The organism is Jiangella rhizosphaerae, from assembly GCF_003579925.1.
Lineage (GTDB): Bacteria > Actinomycetota > Actinomycetes > Jiangellales > Jiangellaceae > Jiangella > Jiangella rhizosphaerae.
This window is the reverse complement of record NZ_QUAL01000167.1, coordinates 1-20,743: the sequence shown is the minus strand read 5'-3', so window position 1 is coordinate 20,743 and position 20,743 is coordinate 1. Positions and strand designations below refer to the sequence as shown.

Below are 20,743 nucleotides of genomic sequence, written 5' to 3'. Positions count from 1 at the left end.
CCGAGCGCGACGCGGCCGCCGCCGGCACCTGGCCGGCCGGCTGGCCGCCATGGGCCGGCGCGCCGATCGACCACGTCCTGGCCGACGCCCGCGCCTGGGACGTCGTGGCGTTCAGCGTGCTGCACCCGGCCGGCGGCAGCGACCACCGGCCGGTCCTGGCGGTGCTGCGTCCGGCCGGATAGTGGACTCTCGGTCGCTTCTTCGAACAGGTGTGCGATAGGGTGGCCGGCATGATCCGCCCCGGAGATCACCCCAGCGCGGCCTGGGCCGGCCTGGCCCCCGGCACCGTGCTCAACGCCGTGCTCGAGACGTTCGAGCCGCCCGCGCTGCCGCGCCGCGACCTCCCTCGTGTCGCGGCCGCCTACCAGCGTCAGGGCGCCCACCTCGACGCCATGCAGGCCCGCGTCATCGCCGAGCTGGCCGGCCGCCCCGACCCGCCCGGGGGCCCTGCCACCGCCGCCACCATCGCCGAGGTGCTGCACCTCGAACTCGACGCCGCCACCGACCTCGTCTCGCTGGCGGTCGACCTCGTGACCGGCCTGCCCGCCACGCTCGCCGCCCTCGACGACGGGCGCATCACGCTGCCCAAGGCCCGGCTCATCGCCGAGCGCACCCGGCGGCTCGGCCCGGCCACCCGCGCGGCCGTCGAGGCGGTCGCGCTGACTCGAGCGCCCGCCCTCACCGAGACCCAGCTGCGCCGCTGGCTCGACGACGCCATGGCACGCGGCGACGGCGCGAACGGCGCCACCCGCTGACCCCATCCGAAATGATCACGTTCACCAGGAATTCGCGTGTCGCACCACGCTTGCGATCGTGTTGACGCACGAGGTTTCGTGCTGAACGTGATCATTCCGGAGCCGGTCAGGAGATCGCGCGCAGGGCCTCCGTCGTGACCGCGGTCAGGGCCAGGGTGGCGACGTCGGCGGGGTCGAACCAGCGGGCGCCGACGGTGGAGCCGCCGACGTCGGCCAGCACGACCTCGGCGGGCTCGTCGACGATGACGTCGTAGTAGGGACGCACGCCGTGCCAGTCGATGGCGAAGCCCTCGGGGCCGATCTGCTCGGGCTCACGGTGGCTGGCGACGCCGAGCAGCTTGCGGATGCGCCCGACCTGGCCGGTCTCTTCGTGCAGTTCGCGCAGCAGCGCCTGGGCCGGCTGCTCGCCGAAGTCGGTGCCGCCGCCGGGCAGATGCCAGCAGCCGGCGTCGGGGTAGCCGTCGGCCACCTGGGTGAGCAGGATCCGCCCCCGCGGGTCGCGGACCAGGCCGTACGCGGCGAACCGCTGGACCGTGTGCCGTCCGTCGGGCGCCTGCTGGATGTGGAAGCCCGGCAGCTCCGGCATCCGCTCGGGCGGCAGGTCGACCGTCGACAGCGGCAGCTTGAGGACTTGCGCGACGAACGGGCGCAGCTGCAGGGTGGCGGCCTCGTCGAGGCCGACCCACCGGACGTCGTCGACCATCGGCGACAGCGGCTCCGGCTCGCCGCTGATCACCTCGGCCTCGAACAGGATGCGGTCGGTGTGCAGGGTGACCTCGCGGTGCGGCCGCGCCCGGGCGTCGGCGAGCACGTCGATGGGTGCGACGGCGCGCAGCAGCAGCCCCGACTCGGAGGCCGCCTCACGCACGACGGCGTCGCGCGGGTGCTCGCCGTGCAGCACGCTGCCGCCCGGCAGCGTCCACACCCCCGGCGTCCCCGACCGCACGGACTCCCGGATCAGCAGCACACGCTTCGACTCGTCGAAGCAGACGGCGTACGCGGCGATGCGGCGCAGCGGTTTCAGCGCGGGGGTCACGAGACAGGAGTGTCGCCTGGCGAGCGATGCCGATCAAGGCCCATCTCCGAGGCCGAGACAATGAGTCATTTCTACTGCCAAACGCCCTGCGAACAGGTATGATGCGCACTTCTACGGTCATCGGACGGCCGCGCCACCGGGCCGAACCACCCCGCTGACGCGCCCCGCCGACGTGCGGCGATCACCCGTTCCCACAGCATCGCGTCGTTGCGCCGTCACAGAACGCCGACGATCGTCACACTTCGTGGCGTGACCTGGAGGATCATTCCCGAATTGACCAGAGTGTCGGCATAGGTCCCGTGGCCGCGTCTCTCGCGCCGCGGCCGGGACGGGTCTCCCGCAGGAAGCTCTACGGGGACAGAGCCGCGGGAGCGCGATGGTCGCCGGACCGGAGCCGAGCAGGGCAGCGCGGTCCGGCGACCATCGTGAGCCGCTCCCCTTTCGCCTTGTGGGACTCGCTGTCCGTCGGGGACCTCGCGGTCGGCCTTGGGCTAGTCCGCCGCCGGCACCGCATTCACCAGCGCCGTCAGCTCGGCCTCGTCCATCAGGTCGGCCGGCCGGACGGTGACGTCCTGGCGCACATGGTGGAACGCGGCGCCGACGTGGTCGAGCGGCAGGCCGTAGAGCCGGGCGAAGGCGAGCCGGTACGCGGCCAGCTGCACCGTCCGCGCGGCGGCCTCCTCGTCCGTCGCCGGCGGCCGGCCGGTCTTCCAGTCGACGACGTCGATGCCGCCGTGGTCGGTGGTGAAGACGGCGTCGACCCGGCCGCGCAGCAGCACACCGCCGACCAGCAGCTCGAACGGCGCCTCGACCTCGACCGGAGTGCGCCCGGCCCACTCGCTGCGCAGGAACGCCTCCTGCAGAGAGGCCAGCTCGCGGTCGGGCGCGGCGCCGTCGTCGGCGAACCCCGGCAGCTCGTCGACGTCGACCAGCCGCGGCGCGCCCCAGCGCGACTCGAGCCAGGCGTGGAAGAGCGTGCCCCGGCGGGCCAGCGGCGCCGGCGGCCGCGGCACGGGCCGGCGCAGCGCCCGGGCCAGGTTCTCGGGGCTCTCGCGCAGCGCCACCAGCTGCGACACGGACAGGTGCTCGGGCAGCGCGACGTCGATGGGCCGCAGCGACGAGTGCCGTTCCCGCTCGGCCAGCAGCCGCTCGACCTCGGCGTCCCACTCGGTGGCCGGCTGCTCGAGGTCGAACAGCACGCCGTCGACGGCGCCCTGGGCCGCCCGGACCAGGGCGGCGCCCTCCTCGAGCAGCGCGCGCCGCTGCCCCAGGGGGTCGTACGGCCAGCGCAGCTCGCGGACGTTCTGGGCCAGCGGGTTGGTGTCGTCGTCGTCGGGCGCCTGCACCCACACGCCGATCTCGCCGGCGCCTTCCTGGCAGGCGACCTTGATCTCGTGCAGGAACATCGACAGTTCGCGCGGCCGGGTGGCGTCGTCCCAGCAGTAGCCCGAGCAGACCAGCAGCCGCCGCGCCCGCGTGACCGCGACATAGGCCAGCCGGCGCTCCTCGAGCCGGGCCGCCGCGGCGGCATCGCCGTAGAACGCGTCGACGGCGTCGCGCACGCCCACCTGGTCGGCCACGCCCGCGAGGTCGAGCGGCGGCAGCGACCCGGCGTCGCCGCGCAGCGCGTACGGCAGCTCGCCCGGGTCGCCCAGCCAGGCCCGCTGCTTCTCGCCGCCGGACGGGAACACCTTGTCGACCAGCCCGGTGACGAAGACGGCGTCCCACTCCAGGCCCTTGGCGCCGTGGACCGTGAGCACCTGGACGCGGTCGCCGGAGACCTCGACCTCGCCGGGTGCGAGCCCCCGCTCGGCGGTCTCGGCGGCGTCGAGGTAGGCGAGGAACGCCGACAGGGTCGGCGCGTCGCCGCGCGACTCGAACTCCGCCGCGACGTCGAGGAAGCGGTCGAGGTTGGCCCGGCCGCCCGGGCCGCGGCGGGCGGCCAGCTCGACGTCGAGGCCGAGCGTGCGCTGGACGTCGTGCACCAGCTCGGTGAGCGACTGGCCGGTGCGGGTGCGCAGCTCGCGCAGTTCGGCCGAGAGCGCGCGCAGCCGGCGGTCGCCCTCGGGTGAGAACCAGTCGCCGCCCTGCGGCAGCGCGTCGAGCGCGTCGACGATGCTCAGCTCGTCGACCTCGTCGAGCGCGATGCCCTCGGCGGCGGCCTCGCGCATGGTCGGCCGCCTGACGCCGCCGGACTCGTCGGGCCGGCCGAGCCGCCGCGCCCAGCGGGCCAGCGCGTCGAGGTCGCGCGGCCCGATGCGCCAGCGCGAGCCGGTGAGCAGCCGCATCAGCGCGTCGCCGCGGGACGGGTCGTTGACGACCCGCAGCGTCGCCACGACGTCGCCGACCTCGGCCGTGGCCAGCAGGCCACCCACGCCGACGACCTCGACCGGAAGGTCGACGGCGCGCAGCGCGGACTCCAGCCGCGGGATCTGGCTGCGGTTGCGGACCAGCACCGCGACCGTGCGGCCGTCGCCGGAGGCGTCCCAGAACGCCCGGGCCCGGCGCGCGACGTCGGCGGCCTCGTCGTCCGCCGTGAGGTGCAGCGAGGCGACGACGGTGGACGGCGGCAGGCCGGGGAACGCCGTCAGCTCGGGGACGTCGAGGCCCTGCGCCCGCAGCGGCTGCGACAGCCGGTTCGCGACCTGCAGGATCTCGGCGCCGTTGCGGAAGCTGGTGGTCAGGGAGTCGAGCCGGGCCAGCGCGCCCTCGCCGTCGCCGTCGCCGGACGGCCGGAACTCGCGGCGAAACGACGTCAGCGTGCCGGCGCTGGCGCCGCGCCAGCCGTAGATGGACTGGCAGGGGTCGCCGACCGCGGTGACCGGGTGGCCGCCGCCGAACAGCGACCGCAGCAGCACCAGCTGCGCGTGGCTGGTGTCCTGGTACTCGTCGAGCAGCACCACGCGGTAGGTGGCCCGCTCGGCCTCGCCGACCTCGGGGAACCGCGCGGCCAGGGTGGCGGCGAGCTCGGCCTGGTCGGCGAAGTCGAGCACTTCGTCGGCCTGCTTGCGGGCGCGGAACTCCTCGACGACCGGCAGCAGCGCCACCCGCGCGTCCTGCACCGCCAGGCCCTTCGCGACGTCGGCGTAGAGCAGGTCCTTCGTGCGCTGGCCCTTCGCCTTCGGCAGCGACTCGATGCGCGCCCGCAGCCCGGCCGCGTAGTCGCGCACCTGCTCCGGTGAGACCAGGTGCCCGGCCAGCTCGTTGTGAAGGTCGAGCACCTTCTGCACGACGGTGGACGGCGCGTAGCCGACGGCCTCCATGTCGCCGTCGTAGGACGACACCACCCGCTGGGAGTACTGCCAGGCCACCGCCTCGGTGATGAGCCGGGCGCCGGGCTCGCGGCCCAGCCGCAGCGCGTGCTCGGCGACGATGCGCCCGGCATAGGCGTCGTAGGTGAGGACGGTCGGCTCGCCGTCGAGGAGGTCGGGCGGCACCAGTCCGCGGGCGGCCAGCTGCGCCAGCCGGCGGCGGATGCGGGCGGCCAGCTCGCGCGCGGCCTTGCGGGTGAACGTCAGGCCGAGCACATCCTCGGGCCGGACCAGGCCGGAGGCGACCAGCCAGACCACCCGCGCGGCCATGGTCTCGGTCTTGCCGGACCCGGCGCCGGCGACGACGACGCCCGGCGCGAGCGGTGCGGCGATGGCCGCCTCCTGCTCCGGGGTCGGATCGGGCTGGCCGAGGCGGCGGGCCAGCTCCGTCGGCGAGATCGTCACCGTCGTCATGGCGTCACCTGCTCACCCTCGGGCCAGACCGGGCACGACGGCCGGGCCGGGCAGAACCCGCACCAGCCGCCCTTCTCGGCCCGGAACGTCGGCTGCCGCATCCCCTCGGCCGTGCGTTCCATGAGCTCGTGCGCCCAGGTCGGCTCGCCGTCGTCGGGAAGGGCGCCCTGCAACTGCTCCTTCGCCTGGCCCTTGGCGTCCTTGCCGAGCTGGACCAGGCTCGCTCCCCCGCTGCGCCGCTCGCCGCCGGTGTGGGCGTCGAACCCGCCGTGCAGGATGGCCAGCTGGTACGCGGCGAGCTGGGCGTGCTCGGCCACCTCGGCCGTCGTGGGCGCCGAGACGCCGGTCTTGTAGTCGACGACCACCAGCCGCCCGTCGGCGTCGGCGTCGAGGCGGTCGACCCGGCCGACCAGCCGGGCGTCGCCGATGCGGACGTCGAAGTCGAGCTCGGCGCCGACCATGGAGCGCGGGTTCTCGCGCAGCCAGCGGCCCAGCCGCTGCACCATGTCGCGGACCCGGCCGTACTCGCGCGCGGCCACCCAGCCCTCGCCGGCGTCGATGCCGGGCCAGGAGTTGTCGAGCTCGGTGAGCAGCTTGTCGTCGGACCAGCCCTCGACCGCGGCCCGCTCGGCGAGGTCGTGCAGCAGCGAGCCGATGCCGGCCCGCCGCAGGTCGGAGTCGGTGGCGCCGCAGGCCTTGAGCAGCCAGCGCAGCTCGCACCGGTTGAACTCCTCGACCTTCGACGGCGACACCCGCACCGGCTGGTCGGGATGGCCGAGCGGCTCGGTGGCCGAGACCGGGCGCAGGCCGTACCACTCGTCGGGGTCGGCCTGCGGCACGCCGGCGGCGGCCAGCCGGGCCAGCTGGTGTGCGGCGCCGCGGCGCCGTTCCTCGGGCTGGCCGGGGTCGCAGACGACGCCGCGCAGCTCGGCGACGACGGCGGGGAGGTCGAGCCCGCGCCCCGGCGGCTGCACCAGCCGCTCGACGGCGCCGTCGGCCGGCAGCGGGTCGATGTCGTCGAGGAACCGCGACGGCTGCGACTCCTCGTTGGACACCGCGGTGACGTAGAGGCGCCGGCGGGCCCGGGTGACGGCGACGTAGAACAGCCGGCGTTCCTCGGCCAGCCGGGCGCTGGCCCGGGTGACGGCGGAGTCGTCGCGGTGCGCGACGAGGTCGACCAGCGACTCGGTGCCGAGCAGGCTGCCGCGCTCGCGGACGTCGGGCCAGACGCCCTCCTGCACGCCGGCGACCACGACGACGTCCCACTCCAGGCCCTTGGCGGCGTGCGCGGTGAGGATGCTCACCGACGGCGTGGCCGGGCCGCCAGGGCGGTAGGTGTCGGCCGGCAGCTGCTGGTCGCGCAGGTGCTCGGCGAATCCCTCGGGCCGGGCGCCGGGCATGCGGTCGACGTACTTCGCGACGGCGTCGAACAGCGCGACGACGGCGTCGAGGTCGGCGTCGGCGGCCGGTGCCGACCGGCCGCGGGACAGCGCGGCGCGGGTCCAGCGGGCCTCGAGCCCGGACCGCGTCCACACCGCCCAGAGCACGTCCTCGGCGGTGGCGCCCTCGGTGGCGGCCGCCTCGCGCGCAGCGGTGAGCAGGCCGGCGATGCGCGTGGCGGGCGCGACGGCGTGGTCATCGAGGAAGCGCAGCTCGTCGGGGTGCGTCAGGGCCTCGACCAGCAGCTCGCCCGAGGCCCGGCCGCCGCCCGCGGTGAGCTCGTGGGCGCGCAGCTCCTGCCGCAGCCGCCGCACGGCCAGCGCGTCGGCCCCGCCCAGCGGCCCGGTGATGAGGTCGAGCGCGGTCTCGACGTCGAGCTCGCGCAGCCCGGTGGCCAGCTCGAGCACCGTCAGCAGTGCCCGCACCGGCGGCTGGTCGACCAGCGGGACGTCCTCGATGCGCACGCTCACCGGTACGCCGGCACCGGCCAGCGCGCGGCGCAGCACCGGGATGGCGGACGCGCTGCGCACGAGCACCGCCATGCGGTCCCACGGCACGTCGTCGAGCAACTGCGCGGCCCGCAGCCGCCCGGCGACGAACGCGGCCTCCTGGCTGGCGCTGGCGAGCAGATGGACGGAGGCCCGGTCGGCCTCCCCCGCGTCGGCCGAAGCGGCGGCGCGCAGCTCGCGGTGCCGGCTCAGGCCGCCGAGCCGCGCGGCGACCCGTCGCGACGCCGCCAGCAGCCGCGGCCCGCACCGCCGCGACACTGTCAGCGCCATGACCTCGCCGGGCGAGCCGTCGGCGGCGGTGAAGCGGTCGGCGAACCGGCGGATCGCCTCGGGCTCGGCGCCCCGGAAGCCGTAGATGGACTGGTCGGGGTCGCCGACGACGAGCAGCTCGCGGCCGCCGCCGGCCAGCAGCCGCAGCAGGTCCTCCTGCGCGGGGTCGCTGTCCTGGTACTCGTCGACGACGACGAACGCCCGCGCTTCGCGCTCGCGACGCAGCAGCGCGGGGTCGTCGCGCAGCAGCCCGGCGGCGGCCCGCACCAGCTCGGCCTGGTCGAAGGTGGGCGGGTAGCGGAACGCCGTGACGCCGGCGTACTGCCGGGCGAACCGGGCCGCCGCCAGCCAGTCGTCGCGGCCGTGCAGGCGTCCCAGCGCGTGCAGCTCGTCCGGACCTAGACCGCGCTCGACCGCCCGCATGAGGAAGTCGCGCAGCTCGGCGGCGAAACCGCGGGTCAGCAGCGCCGGGCGCAGGTGGTCGGGCCAGTAGTCGGCGCCCAGCTGCTCGACGTCGCCGCGCAGCAGTTCGCGGATGAGGACGTCCTGCTCCGCACCGCCCAGCAGCCGCGGCGACGGCTCGCCCTGGGCGACTGCCTCGCGGCGCAGCAGGCCGAACGCGTACGAGTGGAACGTGCGGGCCAGCGGCTCGCGGATGGTGCGACCCAGGCGTCGGGCGATGCGCTCGCGCAGCTCACCGGCGGCCCGGCGGCTGAACGTCAGCACCAGCACGCGATCGGGGTCGAGGCCGTCGTGCTCGACCCGATGCGCGACCGCCTCGACCAGCGTCGTGGTCTTGCCCGTCCCCGGGCCGGCGAGCACGAGCAGCGGCCCGCCGCGGTGCTCCACGGCCGCCCGCTGGGCGTCGTCGAGGCGGACCGGCGGTGCCTCGGGCCGGACGGTGCGGACCAGACGCACGGCTGCGGGACGCCTCACCGGCGGCGGCTCCTCTCGGTCGTCTCGGGCGATCGCTCTCATCTCACCACGCGGGTCCGACAGGGTCGCGGTCCCGCGCCGGTCGCGAGAGTTCGCCGAGTTCGCCGGTTCCCCGTCCCCCTGCTGCCCCTCCGTTCTCGTGCCGGACACCGCGGCTTCGACGCCGTCGGCCGTCCTCGATAACCGCAACCGGCCTCCAAACACCCCCGAAGACGGCTCCCGAGAGAAGGCGACTCGCGGCGTCCAAGACGCTTCACTTCCTGGGTCTGCAGCTCGTCCTGGGTCTGAGGCGCCGCCGAACCCCCGATTCGGCCCCGAAGGCGCGACTCAAACCCAGGACGCGCGCCACACCCAGGACGCAGGCTCCCCGTCTCAGTCGGGGTACCAGGCGGCACGTCGCAGGTCGACGCGCTCGCCGTCGCGCGTCAGCGGGGTGCCCTCCGCCGCGAACTCCGCCAGCGCCCGCACCTCGTGCCCGCGCGGCGGCCGGCCGGCCGCCGTCACCACGCGCCACCACGGCACCGTCCCGCCGACCGTCGACATGACGGTCCCGACCTGCCGCGGCCCGCCCCGGCCGAGCGAGGAACCCACGACGTCGGCGATGGCGCCGTACGACATGGCGCGGCCCGGGGGGATCCGCTCGACCACGCTCAGCACCGCCTCGGCGTACTCGTCGTCCATCCGCCCATGGTGCCTGACCGACGGCGGCCACCCGGCGTGCAACGATGCTCCTTCGATGACAGAACCGCAGGACCCACCCAGCACGTCGGCCGACGAGATCGTGGTCGACGAACCGCCGCTGCCCCCGCGCACCCGGCGGCCGGCCGACGTGCTGTCGCTGCTCATCGTGAGCGGCGTCCTGACCGGCCTGGTCGCGATGTCGATCATCGCCGAGCGGACGATGACGTCGATCACGGCCGACCTCGCCGACCTCAACACGCGGGTGCCGGGCAGCGTCGTCGGCATCGTCGACTTCACCGCGAACCTGGCCGGCGTCGTCATCCCCATCGTGCTGGTCGCGGTGCTGATGATCCGCGGCCGGGTCCGCACCACCGTCGAGCTGCTGCTGGCCGGTGTCGCCGCGTCCGTCACCGCCGCGCTGGTGTCGGAGTGGCTGACCGGCCCGGCGCCGCAGCGGCTGCAGGACAGCCTCGTGCCGGTCGTCGACGGCGTCGAGGGCACGCCGGTGCCGGCCTACCCGGCGCTGCTGGTCGCGGTCGTCACCGTCGTGTCGCAGCTGGACGTGAAGCGGCTGCGGCAGGTCGCGCTGTTCGCCATCGCCGGCACGTTCGCCGTCCAGCTGCTGCAGGGCGACGCGACCGTCGGCGGGCTGCTGATCGCCACCAGTATCGGCATCGCGGCCGGGCTGCTGGTGCGCATCGTGGGCGGTCAGCCGTCGCTCGCGCCGAGTGGGCAGAAGATCGCCGCCACGCTGGAGGAGGCCGGCTACGAGCTGAAGGCGCTGCGCGCCGACCCGTCCGGCGAGTACCGCCGCCTCACCGCCGAGACGCCCGACGCCCGGTACAGCGTGCTGGTGCTGGACCGCAACCACGAAGGCGCCGGCACCATCGCCAGGGCCGTCGACCGGCTGCGCACCCGCGAGGAGGTGCTGCCCCGGCAGACGCTCACGCTGCGCGACGCCATCGACCGCATCGCGCTGCAGTCGTTCGCCGTCGCCCGGGCCGGCGCCCGCACGCCGGGGCTGCGCACCGTCCTACGGATCGACGGCGACTCCGCGGCGCTGGTCTACGACTACGTCCACGGCACCGCGCTGAGCGATCTGAGCGGCGAGCAGGTCACCGACGCCATGCTGACCGACCTGTGGCGCCAGCTCGGCGACCTGCGCCGCAACCACGTCGCGCACCGGCGGCTGTCGGGCCGCACCATCATGGTCGACGACGACGGCCGCGTCTGGCTGCTCAGCCCGTCCGGCGGCGAGCTGGCCGCGAGCGACGTCGCGATGCGCACCGACCTCGCCCAGGCGCTCACCGCCACCAGCATCGTCGCCGGGCCGGACCGCGTCGTCGACACCGCGCTGGAGGTGCTGGGCCCCGACGTCGTGCGCGCGGCCATCCCGCTGCTGCAGCCGATCGCGCTGACGCCGGGTACCCGGCAGCAGGTCAAGGGCCACCGCGAGGTGCTGATCCGGCTGCGCGACCGCCTGGTCGACCGGCTCGGCGCGCCGGCCGAGCCGCTGCGGCTGCAACGCATCCGGCCGCTGTCGCTGCTCACCGGCGTCGGCACGGTCGTCGCGGTCTACCTGGTCGGCACCCAGCTGTCCGACGTGTCGTTCACCGAGTTGTGGGACCGCACCGACTGGCGGTGGCTGATCCTCGCGGTCGGCCTGATGTTCGCCAACTACGTCACCATGGCGCTCGGCCTGCTCGGCTTCGTGCCGGAGCGGGTGCCGTTCTGGCGGGTCGTCGGCGCCCAGGTGGCGATCGGCTTCCTCCGGCTCATGGCGCCGACGACGGTGGGCAACGTCGCGATGAACATCCGGCTGCTGACGAAGTCCGGCGTCGCGGCGCCGCTGGCCGCGGCGAGCGTCGCGGCCAACCAGGTGGCGCAGGTCGCCGTCACGTTCCCGCTGCTGGCCGTGATGGCGGTCATCTCCGGCTACAACGCGTTGCCGGGACTGCCGTCGTCGAGCACGCTGATCGTGGTGCTCGGGCTGCTGCTGGCCGCCGCCGTCGTCGCGATCATCCCGCCGGTCCGCGCCCGCCTGCGCGAGCTGTGGAGCGACTTCGCCGAGCGCGGCCTGCCGCGGCTGCTGGACGTGCTGACCGACCCGCGCAAGCTGGCCATGGCGGTGGGGGGCATCCTCGGCCAGACGGTCAGCCTGATCCTCTGCTTCTACGCCTGCCTGCTGGCGGTCGGCGAGACGGTGAACCTCGCCGGTCTCGCCGTCGTCCAGCTGGTCGGCAACACGCTGGGCACCGCCGTGCCGACCCCCGGTGGCCTCGGCGCGGTCGAGGCGGCGCTGACCGCCGGCGTCAGCACACTCGGCGTGCCTGCGTCGGCGGCGGTGACGGCGGTACTGGTCTTCCGCATCGTGTCGTTCTGGCTGCCGATCCTGCCCGGCTGGGTGCTGTGGACCCAGATGCGGCGGCGCGACCTGCTCTGACTCGCGGGTCGTCGCCATGAGCGGCCCGCCCGCATGCGACGATCGGTCTGCGATGACGGAGACGACCGAGGCGACACGCGCGCGGCGGGTTCCGGCCGGGAAGATCGTGGTCGAGGAGCCGCCGCTGCCCCGTCGTACCCGTCGCCCGATCGACGGCCTGCGCCTGGTGTTCGTCCTGGTCCTCATGACGGCGCTGGCGGCGCTCGCCGTCGTGGCCGAGCGGACGCTGACCAGCCTGACCGCCGACCTCGCCGACCTCAACCGCGTCGTCCCCAGCGGCCCGATCGACTTCATCGCGCTGGCATCGGAGCTGGCGAGCCTGCTGCTGCCGCCCGTGCTGGTGTTCCTGCTGATGGTCCGGGGCCGCATGCGCACGACGGTCGAACTGCTGGCCGCGGGCGCGCTGGCGTCCGTCGCGGCCGCCCTGCTGTCCAACTGGCTGGCCGGGCCGGCGCCGGAGCGACTGCACGACACCTTCGTGCCCGTGGTCGACGGGTTCGACGGCACGGCCGTGCCCGCCATGCCCACCCTGCTGGTCGCGATGATGACGGTCGTCTCGCGGCTGCAGCTGCCGCGCACGCGGCAGGTCGCCGCGTTCGCCATCGCCGGCAGCTTCGCCGTCTGGCTGTTCCAGGGCGAGGTCACCGTCGGCGGCCTGCTGGTGTCGCTGGGCGTCGGACGGGCGATGGGCCTGCTCGTGCGGCTGGTCAGCGGGCAGCCGTCGCTGGCGCCCAACGGGCACAAGGTCGCCGCCGTGCTGCGCGACAACGGCTACGACGTCACGTCGCTGCGCGCCGACCCCGTCGACAAGTACCGCCGTTACATCGCCGAGAGCTCGCAGGGGTCGCTCGGTGTCCTCGTGCTCGACCGCGACAACGACGGCGCCGGCATCGTCGTGCGGGCGGCCGACCAGATCCGCACCCGCGAAGAGGTGCTGCCGCGCCAGATGGTGACGATGCGCAACGCCGTCAACCAGATCACGCTGCAGGCCCTCGCCGTCTCGCGGGCCGGCGCACGCACGCCGAAGCTGCGCAACGTCCTGCGGATCGGGTCAGACGCCGCCGCCATCGTCTACGACCACGTGCCCGGCACCATCCTCAGCAAGATGACCGCCGACCAGGTCAGCGACGCCATGCTCGAGGACCTGTGGCGGCAGCTGGGCCGGCTGCGCCGCAACGAGGTGGCGCACCGGCGCATCTCCGGGCGGACCATCCTCATCTCCGAGGCCGGCAAGGTGTGGCTGCTCGACCCGTCCGGCGGCGAGGTGGCCGCGCCGGAGCTGGCGATCCGCGCCGACCTCGCGCAGGCGCTGGTGGGGTGCGCGCTGGTCGTCGGCGTCGACCGCACCATCAAGACGGCGATCCACGTGCTCGGCCGCGACGTCGTCAGCGCCGCGATCCCACTGCTGCAGCCGGTGGCGCTGGCCCGCTCGACCCGGCTGGACCTCAAGGGCCGCCGCGACGTGCTCACGAAGCTGCGCGACGGGCTGGTCAGCAGCATCGGCCAGGAGCCCGACGAGCCGGTGCGGCTGCAGCGCCTGCGGCCGTTGTCGCTGCTCACCGGTGTGGGCGTGGTGTTCGCCGTCTACCTCGTCGGCACCCAGCTGTCGGACGTGTCGCTGACCCAGCTGTGGTCGCAGACCGACTGGCGGTGGCTGTTCATCGCGATCGTGCTGATGTTCACCAGCTACATCGGGGCGACGTTCGCGCTGCTCGGGTTCGTGCCGGAGAAGGTGCCGTTCTGGCGGGTCGTCGGCGCCCAGGTGTCGCTGGGCTTCCTGCGGCTGTTCGCGCCCGCCACCGTCGGCGTCGTCGCGATCAACATCCGGGTGCTGACGAAGGCCGGCGTCGCGGCGCCGCTGGCGGCGGCGAGCGTCGCCGCCAACCAGGTCGCGAACGTCTCGATCACGTTCCCCGTCATCGGCATCCTCGGCGTCGTCTCGGGGTCGTCGGCCGCGCCCGACATCGACCCGTCGCTGAACACGCTGATCATCGTGCTGATCGTGCTGGCGGCCGCGGCCGTGCTGGCGCTGATCCCGCCGGTACGGGTGCGCATGCGAGCGCTGTGGAGCGACTTCGCCGAGCGCGGCCTGCCCCGGCTGCTCGACGTGCTCAGCAACCCGCGCAAGCTGCTGGTGGCGCTGGCCGGCATCGTGCTGCAGTCGGCCAGCCTGATCCTCTGCTTCTACACCTGCTTGAAGGCGGTCGGCGGGGCGGCCAACCTCGCCGCCATGGCCGTCGTCCAGCTGGTCGGCAACACGCTGGGCATGGCCGTCCCGACCCCCGGCGGCCTGGGCGCCGTCGAGGCCGCGCTGACGGCCGGCGTCAGCACCCTCGGGGTCGGCGCGACGACGGCCGTGACGGCGGTCCTGGTGTTCCGGCTGGTGTCGTTCTGGCTGCCGATCCTGCCCGGCTGGGTGCTGTGGACCCAGATGCAGCGCCGCGACCTGCTCTGACCCCGCCCGGAATGATCACGGCGGGCGTCAGTACGAGGGCTGGGAGGGGTCGATCTGGTTGACCCAGGCCGCCACCCCGCCGCCGACGTGCACGGCGTCGGCCAGTCCGGCGCCCTTGATCACCGCGAGCGCCTCGGCCGAGCGCATGCCCGACTTGCAGTGCAGCACGACCTGCTTGTCCTGGGGCAGCTTCTCGAGCGCCTCGCCGGTGAGGAACTCGCCCTTGGGGATGAGCACCGCGCCGGGGATGCGGTTGATCTCGTACTCGTTCGGCTCGCGCACGTCGACGAGGAGGAAGTCGCGCTCGCCGCGCTCGCGCTCGTCGAGCCAGGCCTTCAGCTTGGCCACCGAGATGGTGGCGTCGGCGGCGGCCTCCGCGGCCTCGTCGCTGAGCGTGCCGCAGAACGCCTCGTAGTCGATCAGCTCGGTGATCGGCTCGGCGGACGGGTCCTTGCGGATCTTCAGCGTCGTGTAGTTCATCTCGAGCGCGTCGTAGATCATCAGCCGGCCGAGCAGGGGGTCGCCGATGCCGGTGATCAGCTTGATCGCCTCGGTGACCATGATCGAGCCGATGGACGCGCACAGCACGCCCAGCACGCCGCCCTCGGCGCACGACGGCACCATGCCGGGCGGCGGCGGCTCGGGGTAGAGGTCGCGGTAGTTCGGCCCGTGCTCGGCCCAGAACACGCTGACCTGGCCCTCGAACCGGTAGATCGAGCCCCACACGTACGGCTTGCCGAGCAGGACGGCGGCGTCGTTCACCAGGTAGCGGGTGGCGAAGTTGTCGGTGCCGTCGAGAATGAGGTCGTAGCCGGCGAAGATGTCGAGCACGTTGTCGTTGTCGAGCCGCGTCTCGTGCAGCACGACGTTGACGTACGGGTTGACCTCCTTGACGGAGTCACGCGCGGACTGCGCCTTCGACCGGCCGACGTCGGACTGCCCGTGGATGATCTGCCGCTGCAGGTTGGACTCGTCGACCTCGTCGAACTCGACGATGCCCAGCGTGCCGACGCCGGCGGCGGCGAGGTACAGCAGCGCCGGCGAGCCGAGCCCGCCCGCACCGACGACCAGCACCTTCGCGTTCTTCAGCCGCTTCTGCCCGGCCATGCCGACGTCGGGGATGATGAGGTGCCGGGAGTAGCGGCGGACCTCATCGACAGTGAGCTCGGGGGCGGGCTCCACCAGAGGAGGCAGGGACACGATCGGCTCCGTCAGTTCGAGGCTTGGGTTCTTTCCTGTGCCAACGGTGCCACGGCGGGTCGCATTCCCTGATCGAGTGTTCGCCTGGTGGACGCCGATGTCCGGATCCTGGACGCGTCGCGCACGAACTCGCGGATGACCTCGGCGACGGCGTGCGGGCGCTCCATCATCGCGACGTGCCCGGTGTTCGGCATGTAGACCAGCCGGGCATACCGCAGCGTCCGCCGCCACCGCGCCCGGCTCCACGAGCCGACCAGGGTGTCGTGCCCGCCGACGATCACCAGCGTGGGCCGCAGGATGTGGCCGGCGGCCCGCCAGGCCGACCGCCGTCGCGGCCGGGTGTACTCGATGACGATCGAGCGCAGCGCGGCCAGCATGACGGCCTCGGAGTGCGACAGCCCCGCCCAGCGCAGCCGCTGCTCGGCGGCGAAGTCCAGCTCCTCCACCGGGATCACGGACGGGTCGGCGAACAGCACCGCGGCCAGCCGCGCCGCCTGCAGTTCCGTGGGGATGCCGTTGAGCCGGGTCAGGATCCGCTCGCCCAGCCAGGGGATGGCCATGACGGCGGTCGCCTGCGCGGCCCACGGCAGCCGGTACTGCGGCATCGCCGGCGATACGAGGCTCAGCGTCAGCACGAGGTCGGGCCGCCGCGAGGCGACGTAGACGCAGATCATGCCGCCGAGGGAGTTCGCCACCAGGTGCACCGGCCGGTCGAACGTCTCGAGGAACGCGACGACGTCGGCGACGTACTCGGCGACGCTGTGGTGGTCGCCGGGCGGCGACTCGCCGAACCCGGGGAGGTCGAGGGCCCACTGCTCGGCGTCGTCGCGCAGCTCGCGCATGAGCGCCGTCCAGTTCGTGGACGAGCCGCCCAGTCCGTGGACGTACACCAGCGGCGTGGCGTCGCCGTCGTCCCCTCCGGTCGGCGTGGTGTGCCGGACGAAGACGCGCCGGCCGGTCGAGAGCGTCCGCAGCTCTCCCGGCCAGGCCTCGATCCGTTCCACACTCCGATGTTGGCACACCACCGACTGTGGGCACGCTGAGCGGGTACCGTCGGTGAGAGGCACGGGTCCGGGAGGTGCGTAGTGGCAGAGCGTTGGAACGACGACCTCGAGGTCGCCGAGGGCGATCTCACCGAGCAGCTCCGCGACCTGGTGGACGACGCGGACGATCCCGAGGACGCCGCGGCGGACGTCCCCGAGGGCGTCGACCCCGCCGATGCGCAGGAACAACGCCTGCCGGTCGAGTTCGACGAGGACGACTACCGCTGAGGCTTCCCCGTGTGGCACCGGCCGCCGCTGCGAGACGTCGCGGCCGGCTCGGGACGAGGCCTCGCCGCCGGGAACGATACGATCCCGGCATATCTCCGACCCGAGGAGTGCCGTGACGACCGTGCCCGCCATGCCGGCCCGCGGTATCCGCATGCCCCGGGACCAGCGCCGGACCCAGCTGCTCGGCGCCGCCCGCGAGGTGTTCGTCGCACAGGGCTACCACGCCGCGGCCATGGACGACATCGCCGACCGCGCCGGCGTCAGCAAGCCGGTGCTCTACCAGCACTTCCCCGGCAAGCTGGAGCTCTACATCGCCCTGCTCGACGCCAGCAAGAACGAGCTGCTGGCCATCCTGCACCGGGCCATGGCGTCCACCGACGACAACAAGCAGCGCGTCATCGCCACCGTCGGCGCCTACTTCGAGTTCGTCGACAACGACTCCGGCGGCTACCGGCTGCTGTTCGAGTCCGACCTGCCCAACGAGCCGGCCGTCCGCGAGCGGCTGGACCGCCTGACCGAACTGTGCGCCCAGGAGATCAGCCAGATCATCGCCGACGACACCGGCCTGCCGCCGGAGGAGTCGAACCTGCTCGCCGTCGGCCTGGTCGGCATCGCCCAGGTCACCGCCCGCTACTGGCTGGCCTCCGGCGGCAGCATCCCGCGCGAGGCGGCCGCCGAACTCGTCGCGACGCTGGGCTGGCGGGGCATCCGCGGCTTCCCCAAGCGCGACGCCTGATTACGCTCGCGGCGCACACCACGACGGTGGCGGAATGGGCTCGACTAGCCTGAGGTTCACCACACCGACAGAGCAGGTCCTTGGGCCCGAGGGGAGAAAGAGGTGGCCGTGGAGGTCAAGATCGGCGTGCACAACGCCACGCGGGAACTGGTGCTCGAGAGCGGCCAGTCGCCCGAGGAGATCGAGCGGGTGGTGCGCGACGCCATGACCGACAAGGAAGGGCTGCTCGACCTCACCGACGAGCGCGGCCGGCGGCTGCTCGTCCGCACCGCGCACCTGACGTACGTCGAGATCGGCGAGCCGGTCGAGCGCCGGGTCGGCTTCGGCACCGTCTGAGCGCCGCACCGGTGGACGGCGCAAGGTGACCGCCTTGCGCCGTCCCTGGGCGTTGGCTGGCGTTCGCTGGGGTCGTGACGTTGGCCGAGGCTCCCCGTCCCCTGCTGCCCCATTCTCTTGCCGCGGACGGGCGCGCCAAGCGGACTGACGGCGCTTCGCGCGACGATGACCGCTTGACTCACCCGCCCGCGGCCAAGAACGGGCAGCTATCAGGGGACGGGGAGGATGTGGGCACGCCTCACCGTTGTCGTGCCCGTTTCGCGTGCTTTGTCGGGTCGTGGACGGCGATGATCATCAACGATCGCCTACATCACGAGGATTCCGTGAGCATCACCACGACTGTAGGGGTGTTGACGCTGGAGTAATCCTCGTGATGGCCCCCAAATCACGGTGAAATCTCACCAGGTGGACGCTCCACGACACCAAACTCACACAGAAACCGGGCCGACGCCCCAGACGACCGTCGCCACACTGCCCCCGTCCCCCTGATCGCTGCCCGTTCTTAGCCGCGGGCGCGCGGGTCAAGTCCAAGCGCCCCAACCACAGCACAAGCCCCACCACAACGCGCGCGGACTTGAGGCGCGCGTGCGCGGCCAAGACAATCGGGCAGCAGGGGGACGGAGCCAACGCAGAAGGGCGACGCCGACGTCAGGCGGACAGACCCAGCTTCGTCATCCGGTCGGTGTGCTTCTTGGTGATGCGCGCGAACAGCTGACCGAGCTCGGCGAGGTCCATGCCCGGCCGGTCCACGCCGCCCACCAGCAGCGCCGCCAGAGCGTCGCGGTCGACGGCGACCCGCTGGGCCTGGGCGAGCGCCTCGCCGACCAGGCGGCGGGCCCACAGCGCGAGCCGTCCGGCCAGGCGGGGGTCGGCGTCGACCGCCTCGCGGACCCGGCCGACGGCGAAGTCGGCGTGGCCGGCGTCGGCGAGCACGTCGATGACCAGCTGCCGCGTCGCGGGGTCGACGGTCTCGGCCACCTCGCGGTAGAAGTCGGCTGCGATGCCGTCGCCGACGTAGGCCTTGACCAGCCCCTCCAGCCAGTCCGCCGGTGCGGTGTTGGCGTGGAACTGCTCCAGCGGCACCCGGAACGGCGCCATCGCCTCGTCGACCGGCGCGCCGAGCTCGTCGAGGCGGTCACGGATGCGTTCGAAGTGGTGGAACTCGGTGACCGCCATGCCGGCCAGCGCGGCCTTGTCGGCCAGCGTCGGCGCCAGCCCGGCGTCGGCGGCCATGCGCTCGAACCCCATCAGCTCGCCCAGCCCCAGCAGGCCGAGCAGATCGACGACGCCGGCGCGGTAGGCGGGGTCGTCGAAGGCGTCGCTCGCGCTCACGATCGCAACGATAACGGCGTGGCGTGGATGACGGTGAACAGCACACCATTCCACTTGCCGTTACACTGGGCGATGGTATAGATGGCGTCCGGGCGAAAACGGGCGCCCCCTGGGGACGAACCGGACGTCCGTACGCGTACCACGCGGCCTCTGGGCCCGCCGGCAACGATCGCCGGCGCGCGGCCCGGTGGCGCGTCGCGTGCACGCCGTCTCGCGGCCTCGGGGTCCCAGCGACGAATGAGGCGAGACGCCCTGACAACCTTCACCGACTTGGGTGTGTTCCCACCCATCGCCGAGGCGCTCGAGCGCGTCGGCATCACCGAGGCCTTCCCCATCCAGGAGATGGCCATCCCGGTGGCTCTCACCGGCAGTGACCTCATCGGTCAGGCCCGGACGGGCACCGGCAAGACGTTCGCCTTCGGCATCCCGCTGCTGCAGCGCATCGTCGCACCCGGCGACCGCGACTACGGCCTGGCCAACGAGCCGGGCAAGCCGCAGGCGCTCGTCGTCACCCCCACCCGCGAGCTGGCCGTGCAGGTCAACGGCGACCTCACCACCGCGTCGACGGTGCGCAAGGTCCGCATCACCACGCTGTACGGCGGCCGCGCCTACGAGCCGCAGGTCAACGCTCTGACCAAGGGCGTCGACGTCGTCGTCGGCACGCCGGGCCGGCTGCTCGACCTCGCCGCGCAGGGTCACCTCGACCTCAGCCACGTCAAGGTGCTGGTGCTCGACGAGGCCGACGAGATGCTCGACCTCGGCTTCCTGCCCGACGTCGAGAAGCTCATCGCGCTCACGCCGGAACTGCGCCAGACCATGCTGTTCTCGGCCACGATGCCCGCGGCGGTCATCGGGCTGGCCCGCCGCTACATGCGGCACCCGGTGAACATCCGCGCCGAGTCCCCTGACGAGACGCAGACCGTCCCCACCACGGCGCAGTTCGTCTACCGCGCTCACCAGCTCGACAAGGACGAGATGGTCGCGCGCCTGCTGCAGGCCGAGGGCCGCGGCCTGGCCATGATCTTCAGCCAGACCAAGCGGGCCGCCCAGCGGCTCGCCGACGAGCTGAAGGACCGCGGCTTCGCGGTGGCCGCCGTCCACGGCGACCTCGGCCAGGGCGCCCGCGAGCAGGCGCTGCGGGCGTTCCGCAGCGGCAAGGTCGACGTCCTGGTGGCCACCGACGTCGCCGCCCGCGGCATCGACGTCGAGGGCGTCACCCACGTCGTCAACCTCACCTGCCCCGAGGACGAGAAGACGTACCTGCACCGCATCGGCCGCACCGGCCGGGCCGGCGCGTCGGGTGTCGCCGTCACGTTCGTCGACTGGGACGACCTCACCCGCTGGAAGCTCATCAACGACGCACTCGACCTCCCCTACCCCGAGCCGGTCGAGACGTACTCCAGCAGCGAGCACTTCTTCCACGACCTCGGCATCCCGCCGGGCACCAAGGGCACGCTGCCGCGGTCCGAGCGCACGCGCGCCGGTCTCGACGCCGAGCAGCTCGAGGACCTCGGCGAGACCGGCAAGGCGCGCAGCCGGCAGCCCCAGCGGCGCAGCGGCGGCCGCCGCCGCACCCGTGGCGGCGAGCCGGCGGCCACCGGCCACGGCCACACCGAGC

15 protein-coding genes are annotated in these 20,743 nt (G+C 73.6%); 8 read left to right on the top strand and 7 right to left on the bottom strand.

What is annotated here, in order from left to right; genetic code table 11:
* Both DY240_RS32090 and DY240_RS17650 read left to right on the top strand, forming a co-directional pair.
* Positions 1 to 182: endonuclease/exonuclease/phosphatase family protein (locus DY240_RS32090; RefSeq protein WP_199701684.1), on the top strand; the 182-nt coding region annotated here is incomplete at its 5' end.
* A 48-nt stretch (positions 183 to 230) separates the two neighbouring features.
* Positions 231 to 755 carry a DUF222 domain-containing protein gene (locus DY240_RS17650; RefSeq protein ID WP_147375378.1) on the top strand — a complete coding sequence of 175 codons (525 nt, stop codon included), beginning with the start codon at positions 231 to 233 and terminating at the stop codon, positions 753 to 755.
* 106 nt (positions 756 to 861) lie between these two features.
* Here DY240_RS17650 and DY240_RS17645 read toward each other — a convergent pair whose 3' ends face one another.
* The 4 genes from DY240_RS17645 to DY240_RS17630 all read right to left on the bottom strand — a co-directional run bounded on the left by DY240_RS17645 (position 862) and on the right by DY240_RS17630 (position 9,352).
* Positions 862 to 1,791, bottom strand: a complete 930-nt coding sequence (locus tag DY240_RS17645) for an NUDIX hydrolase (protein WP_119661158.1) — start codon at positions 1,789 to 1,791, stop codon at positions 862 to 864.
* A gap of 491 nt (positions 1,792 to 2,282) precedes the next feature.
* Positions 2,283 to 5,516 (bottom strand): ATP-dependent helicase, encoded by a 3,234-nt coding sequence (locus tag DY240_RS17640; RefSeq protein WP_119661157.1) that lies wholly within the window; start codon positions 5,514 to 5,516, stop codon positions 2,283 to 2,285.
* Positions 5,513 to 8,671 carry an ATP-dependent helicase gene (locus DY240_RS17635; RefSeq protein WP_199701683.1) on the bottom strand — a complete coding sequence of 1,053 codons (3,159 nt, stop codon included), beginning with the start codon at positions 8,669 to 8,671 and terminating at the stop codon, positions 5,513 to 5,515. The genes DY240_RS17640 and DY240_RS17635 overlap by 4 nt, the downstream gene beginning before the upstream one ends.
* Before the next feature lie 372 nt (positions 8,672 to 9,043).
* Positions 9,044 to 9,352 (bottom strand): MGMT family protein, encoded by a 309-nt coding sequence (locus DY240_RS17630; protein ID WP_119661155.1) that lies wholly within the window; start codon positions 9,350 to 9,352, stop codon positions 9,044 to 9,046.
* A 55-nt stretch (positions 9,353 to 9,407) separates the two neighbouring features.
* Here DY240_RS17630 and DY240_RS17625 point away from each other — a divergent pair, with 55 nt between their 5' ends.
* Complete coding sequence (locus DY240_RS17625) at positions 9,408 to 11,795, top strand: flippase-like domain-containing protein (RefSeq protein ID WP_119661154.1); 2,388 nt, start codon at positions 9,408 to 9,410, stop codon at positions 11,793 to 11,795.
* A gap of 52 nt (positions 11,796 to 11,847) precedes the next feature.
* The gene (locus tag DY240_RS17620) at positions 11,848 to 14,250 is read left to right on the top strand and encodes a lysylphosphatidylglycerol synthase transmembrane domain-containing protein (RefSeq protein ID WP_158602892.1); all 2,403 of its coding nucleotides are present in this window, start codon (positions 11,848 to 11,850) and stop codon (positions 14,248 to 14,250) included.
* Between the two features lie 27 nt (positions 14,251 to 14,277).
* Here DY240_RS17620 and moeZ read toward each other — a convergent pair whose 3' ends face one another.
* On the bottom strand, positions 14,278 to 15,450 hold the full coding sequence (gene moeZ / locus DY240_RS17615) for an adenylyltransferase/sulfurtransferase MoeZ (protein WP_119661152.1): 1,173 nt from the start codon (positions 15,448 to 15,450) through the stop codon (positions 14,278 to 14,280).
* 11 nt (positions 15,451 to 15,461) lie between these two features.
* Positions 15,462 to 16,454, bottom strand: coding sequence for an alpha/beta fold hydrolase (locus DY240_RS17610; RefSeq protein WP_158602891.1), 993 nt, complete (start codon positions 16,452 to 16,454; stop codon positions 15,462 to 15,464).
* Between the two features lie 81 nt (positions 16,455 to 16,535).
* Here DY240_RS17610 and DY240_RS32085 point away from each other — a divergent pair, with 81 nt between their 5' ends.
* From DY240_RS32085 to DY240_RS17600, 3 genes are all read left to right on the top strand, one after another.
* On the top strand, positions 16,536 to 16,721 hold the full coding sequence (locus DY240_RS32085) for a hypothetical protein (RefSeq protein WP_158602890.1): 186 nt from the start codon (positions 16,536 to 16,538) through the stop codon (positions 16,719 to 16,721).
* A 130-nt stretch (positions 16,722 to 16,851) separates the two neighbouring features.
* Positions 16,852 to 17,457 carry a TetR/AcrR family transcriptional regulator gene (locus DY240_RS17605; RefSeq protein ID WP_119661150.1) on the top strand — a complete coding sequence of 202 codons (606 nt, stop codon included), beginning with the start codon at positions 16,852 to 16,854 and terminating at the stop codon, positions 17,455 to 17,457.
* Positions 17,458 to 17,565: 108 nt separating this feature from the next.
* Entirely contained in the window at positions 17,566 to 17,793 is a 228-nt protein-coding gene (locus DY240_RS17600; RefSeq protein ID WP_119661161.1) for a DUF3107 domain-containing protein, read from the top strand.
* Between the two features lie 648 nt (positions 17,794 to 18,441).
* On the opposite strand, the gene DY240_RS17595 is transcribed toward DY240_RS17600, so the two are convergent.
* On the bottom strand, positions 18,442 to 19,125 hold the full coding sequence (locus DY240_RS17595) for a ferritin-like fold-containing protein (protein ID WP_199701682.1): 684 nt from the start codon (positions 19,123 to 19,125) through the stop codon (positions 18,442 to 18,444).
* A gap of 237 nt (positions 19,126 to 19,362) precedes the next feature.
* Between DY240_RS17595 and DY240_RS17590 the strand changes: the two genes are divergently transcribed.
* Positions 19,363 to 20,743: DEAD/DEAH box helicase (locus tag DY240_RS17590; RefSeq protein WP_407659337.1), on the top strand; the 1,381-nt coding region annotated here is incomplete at its 3' end.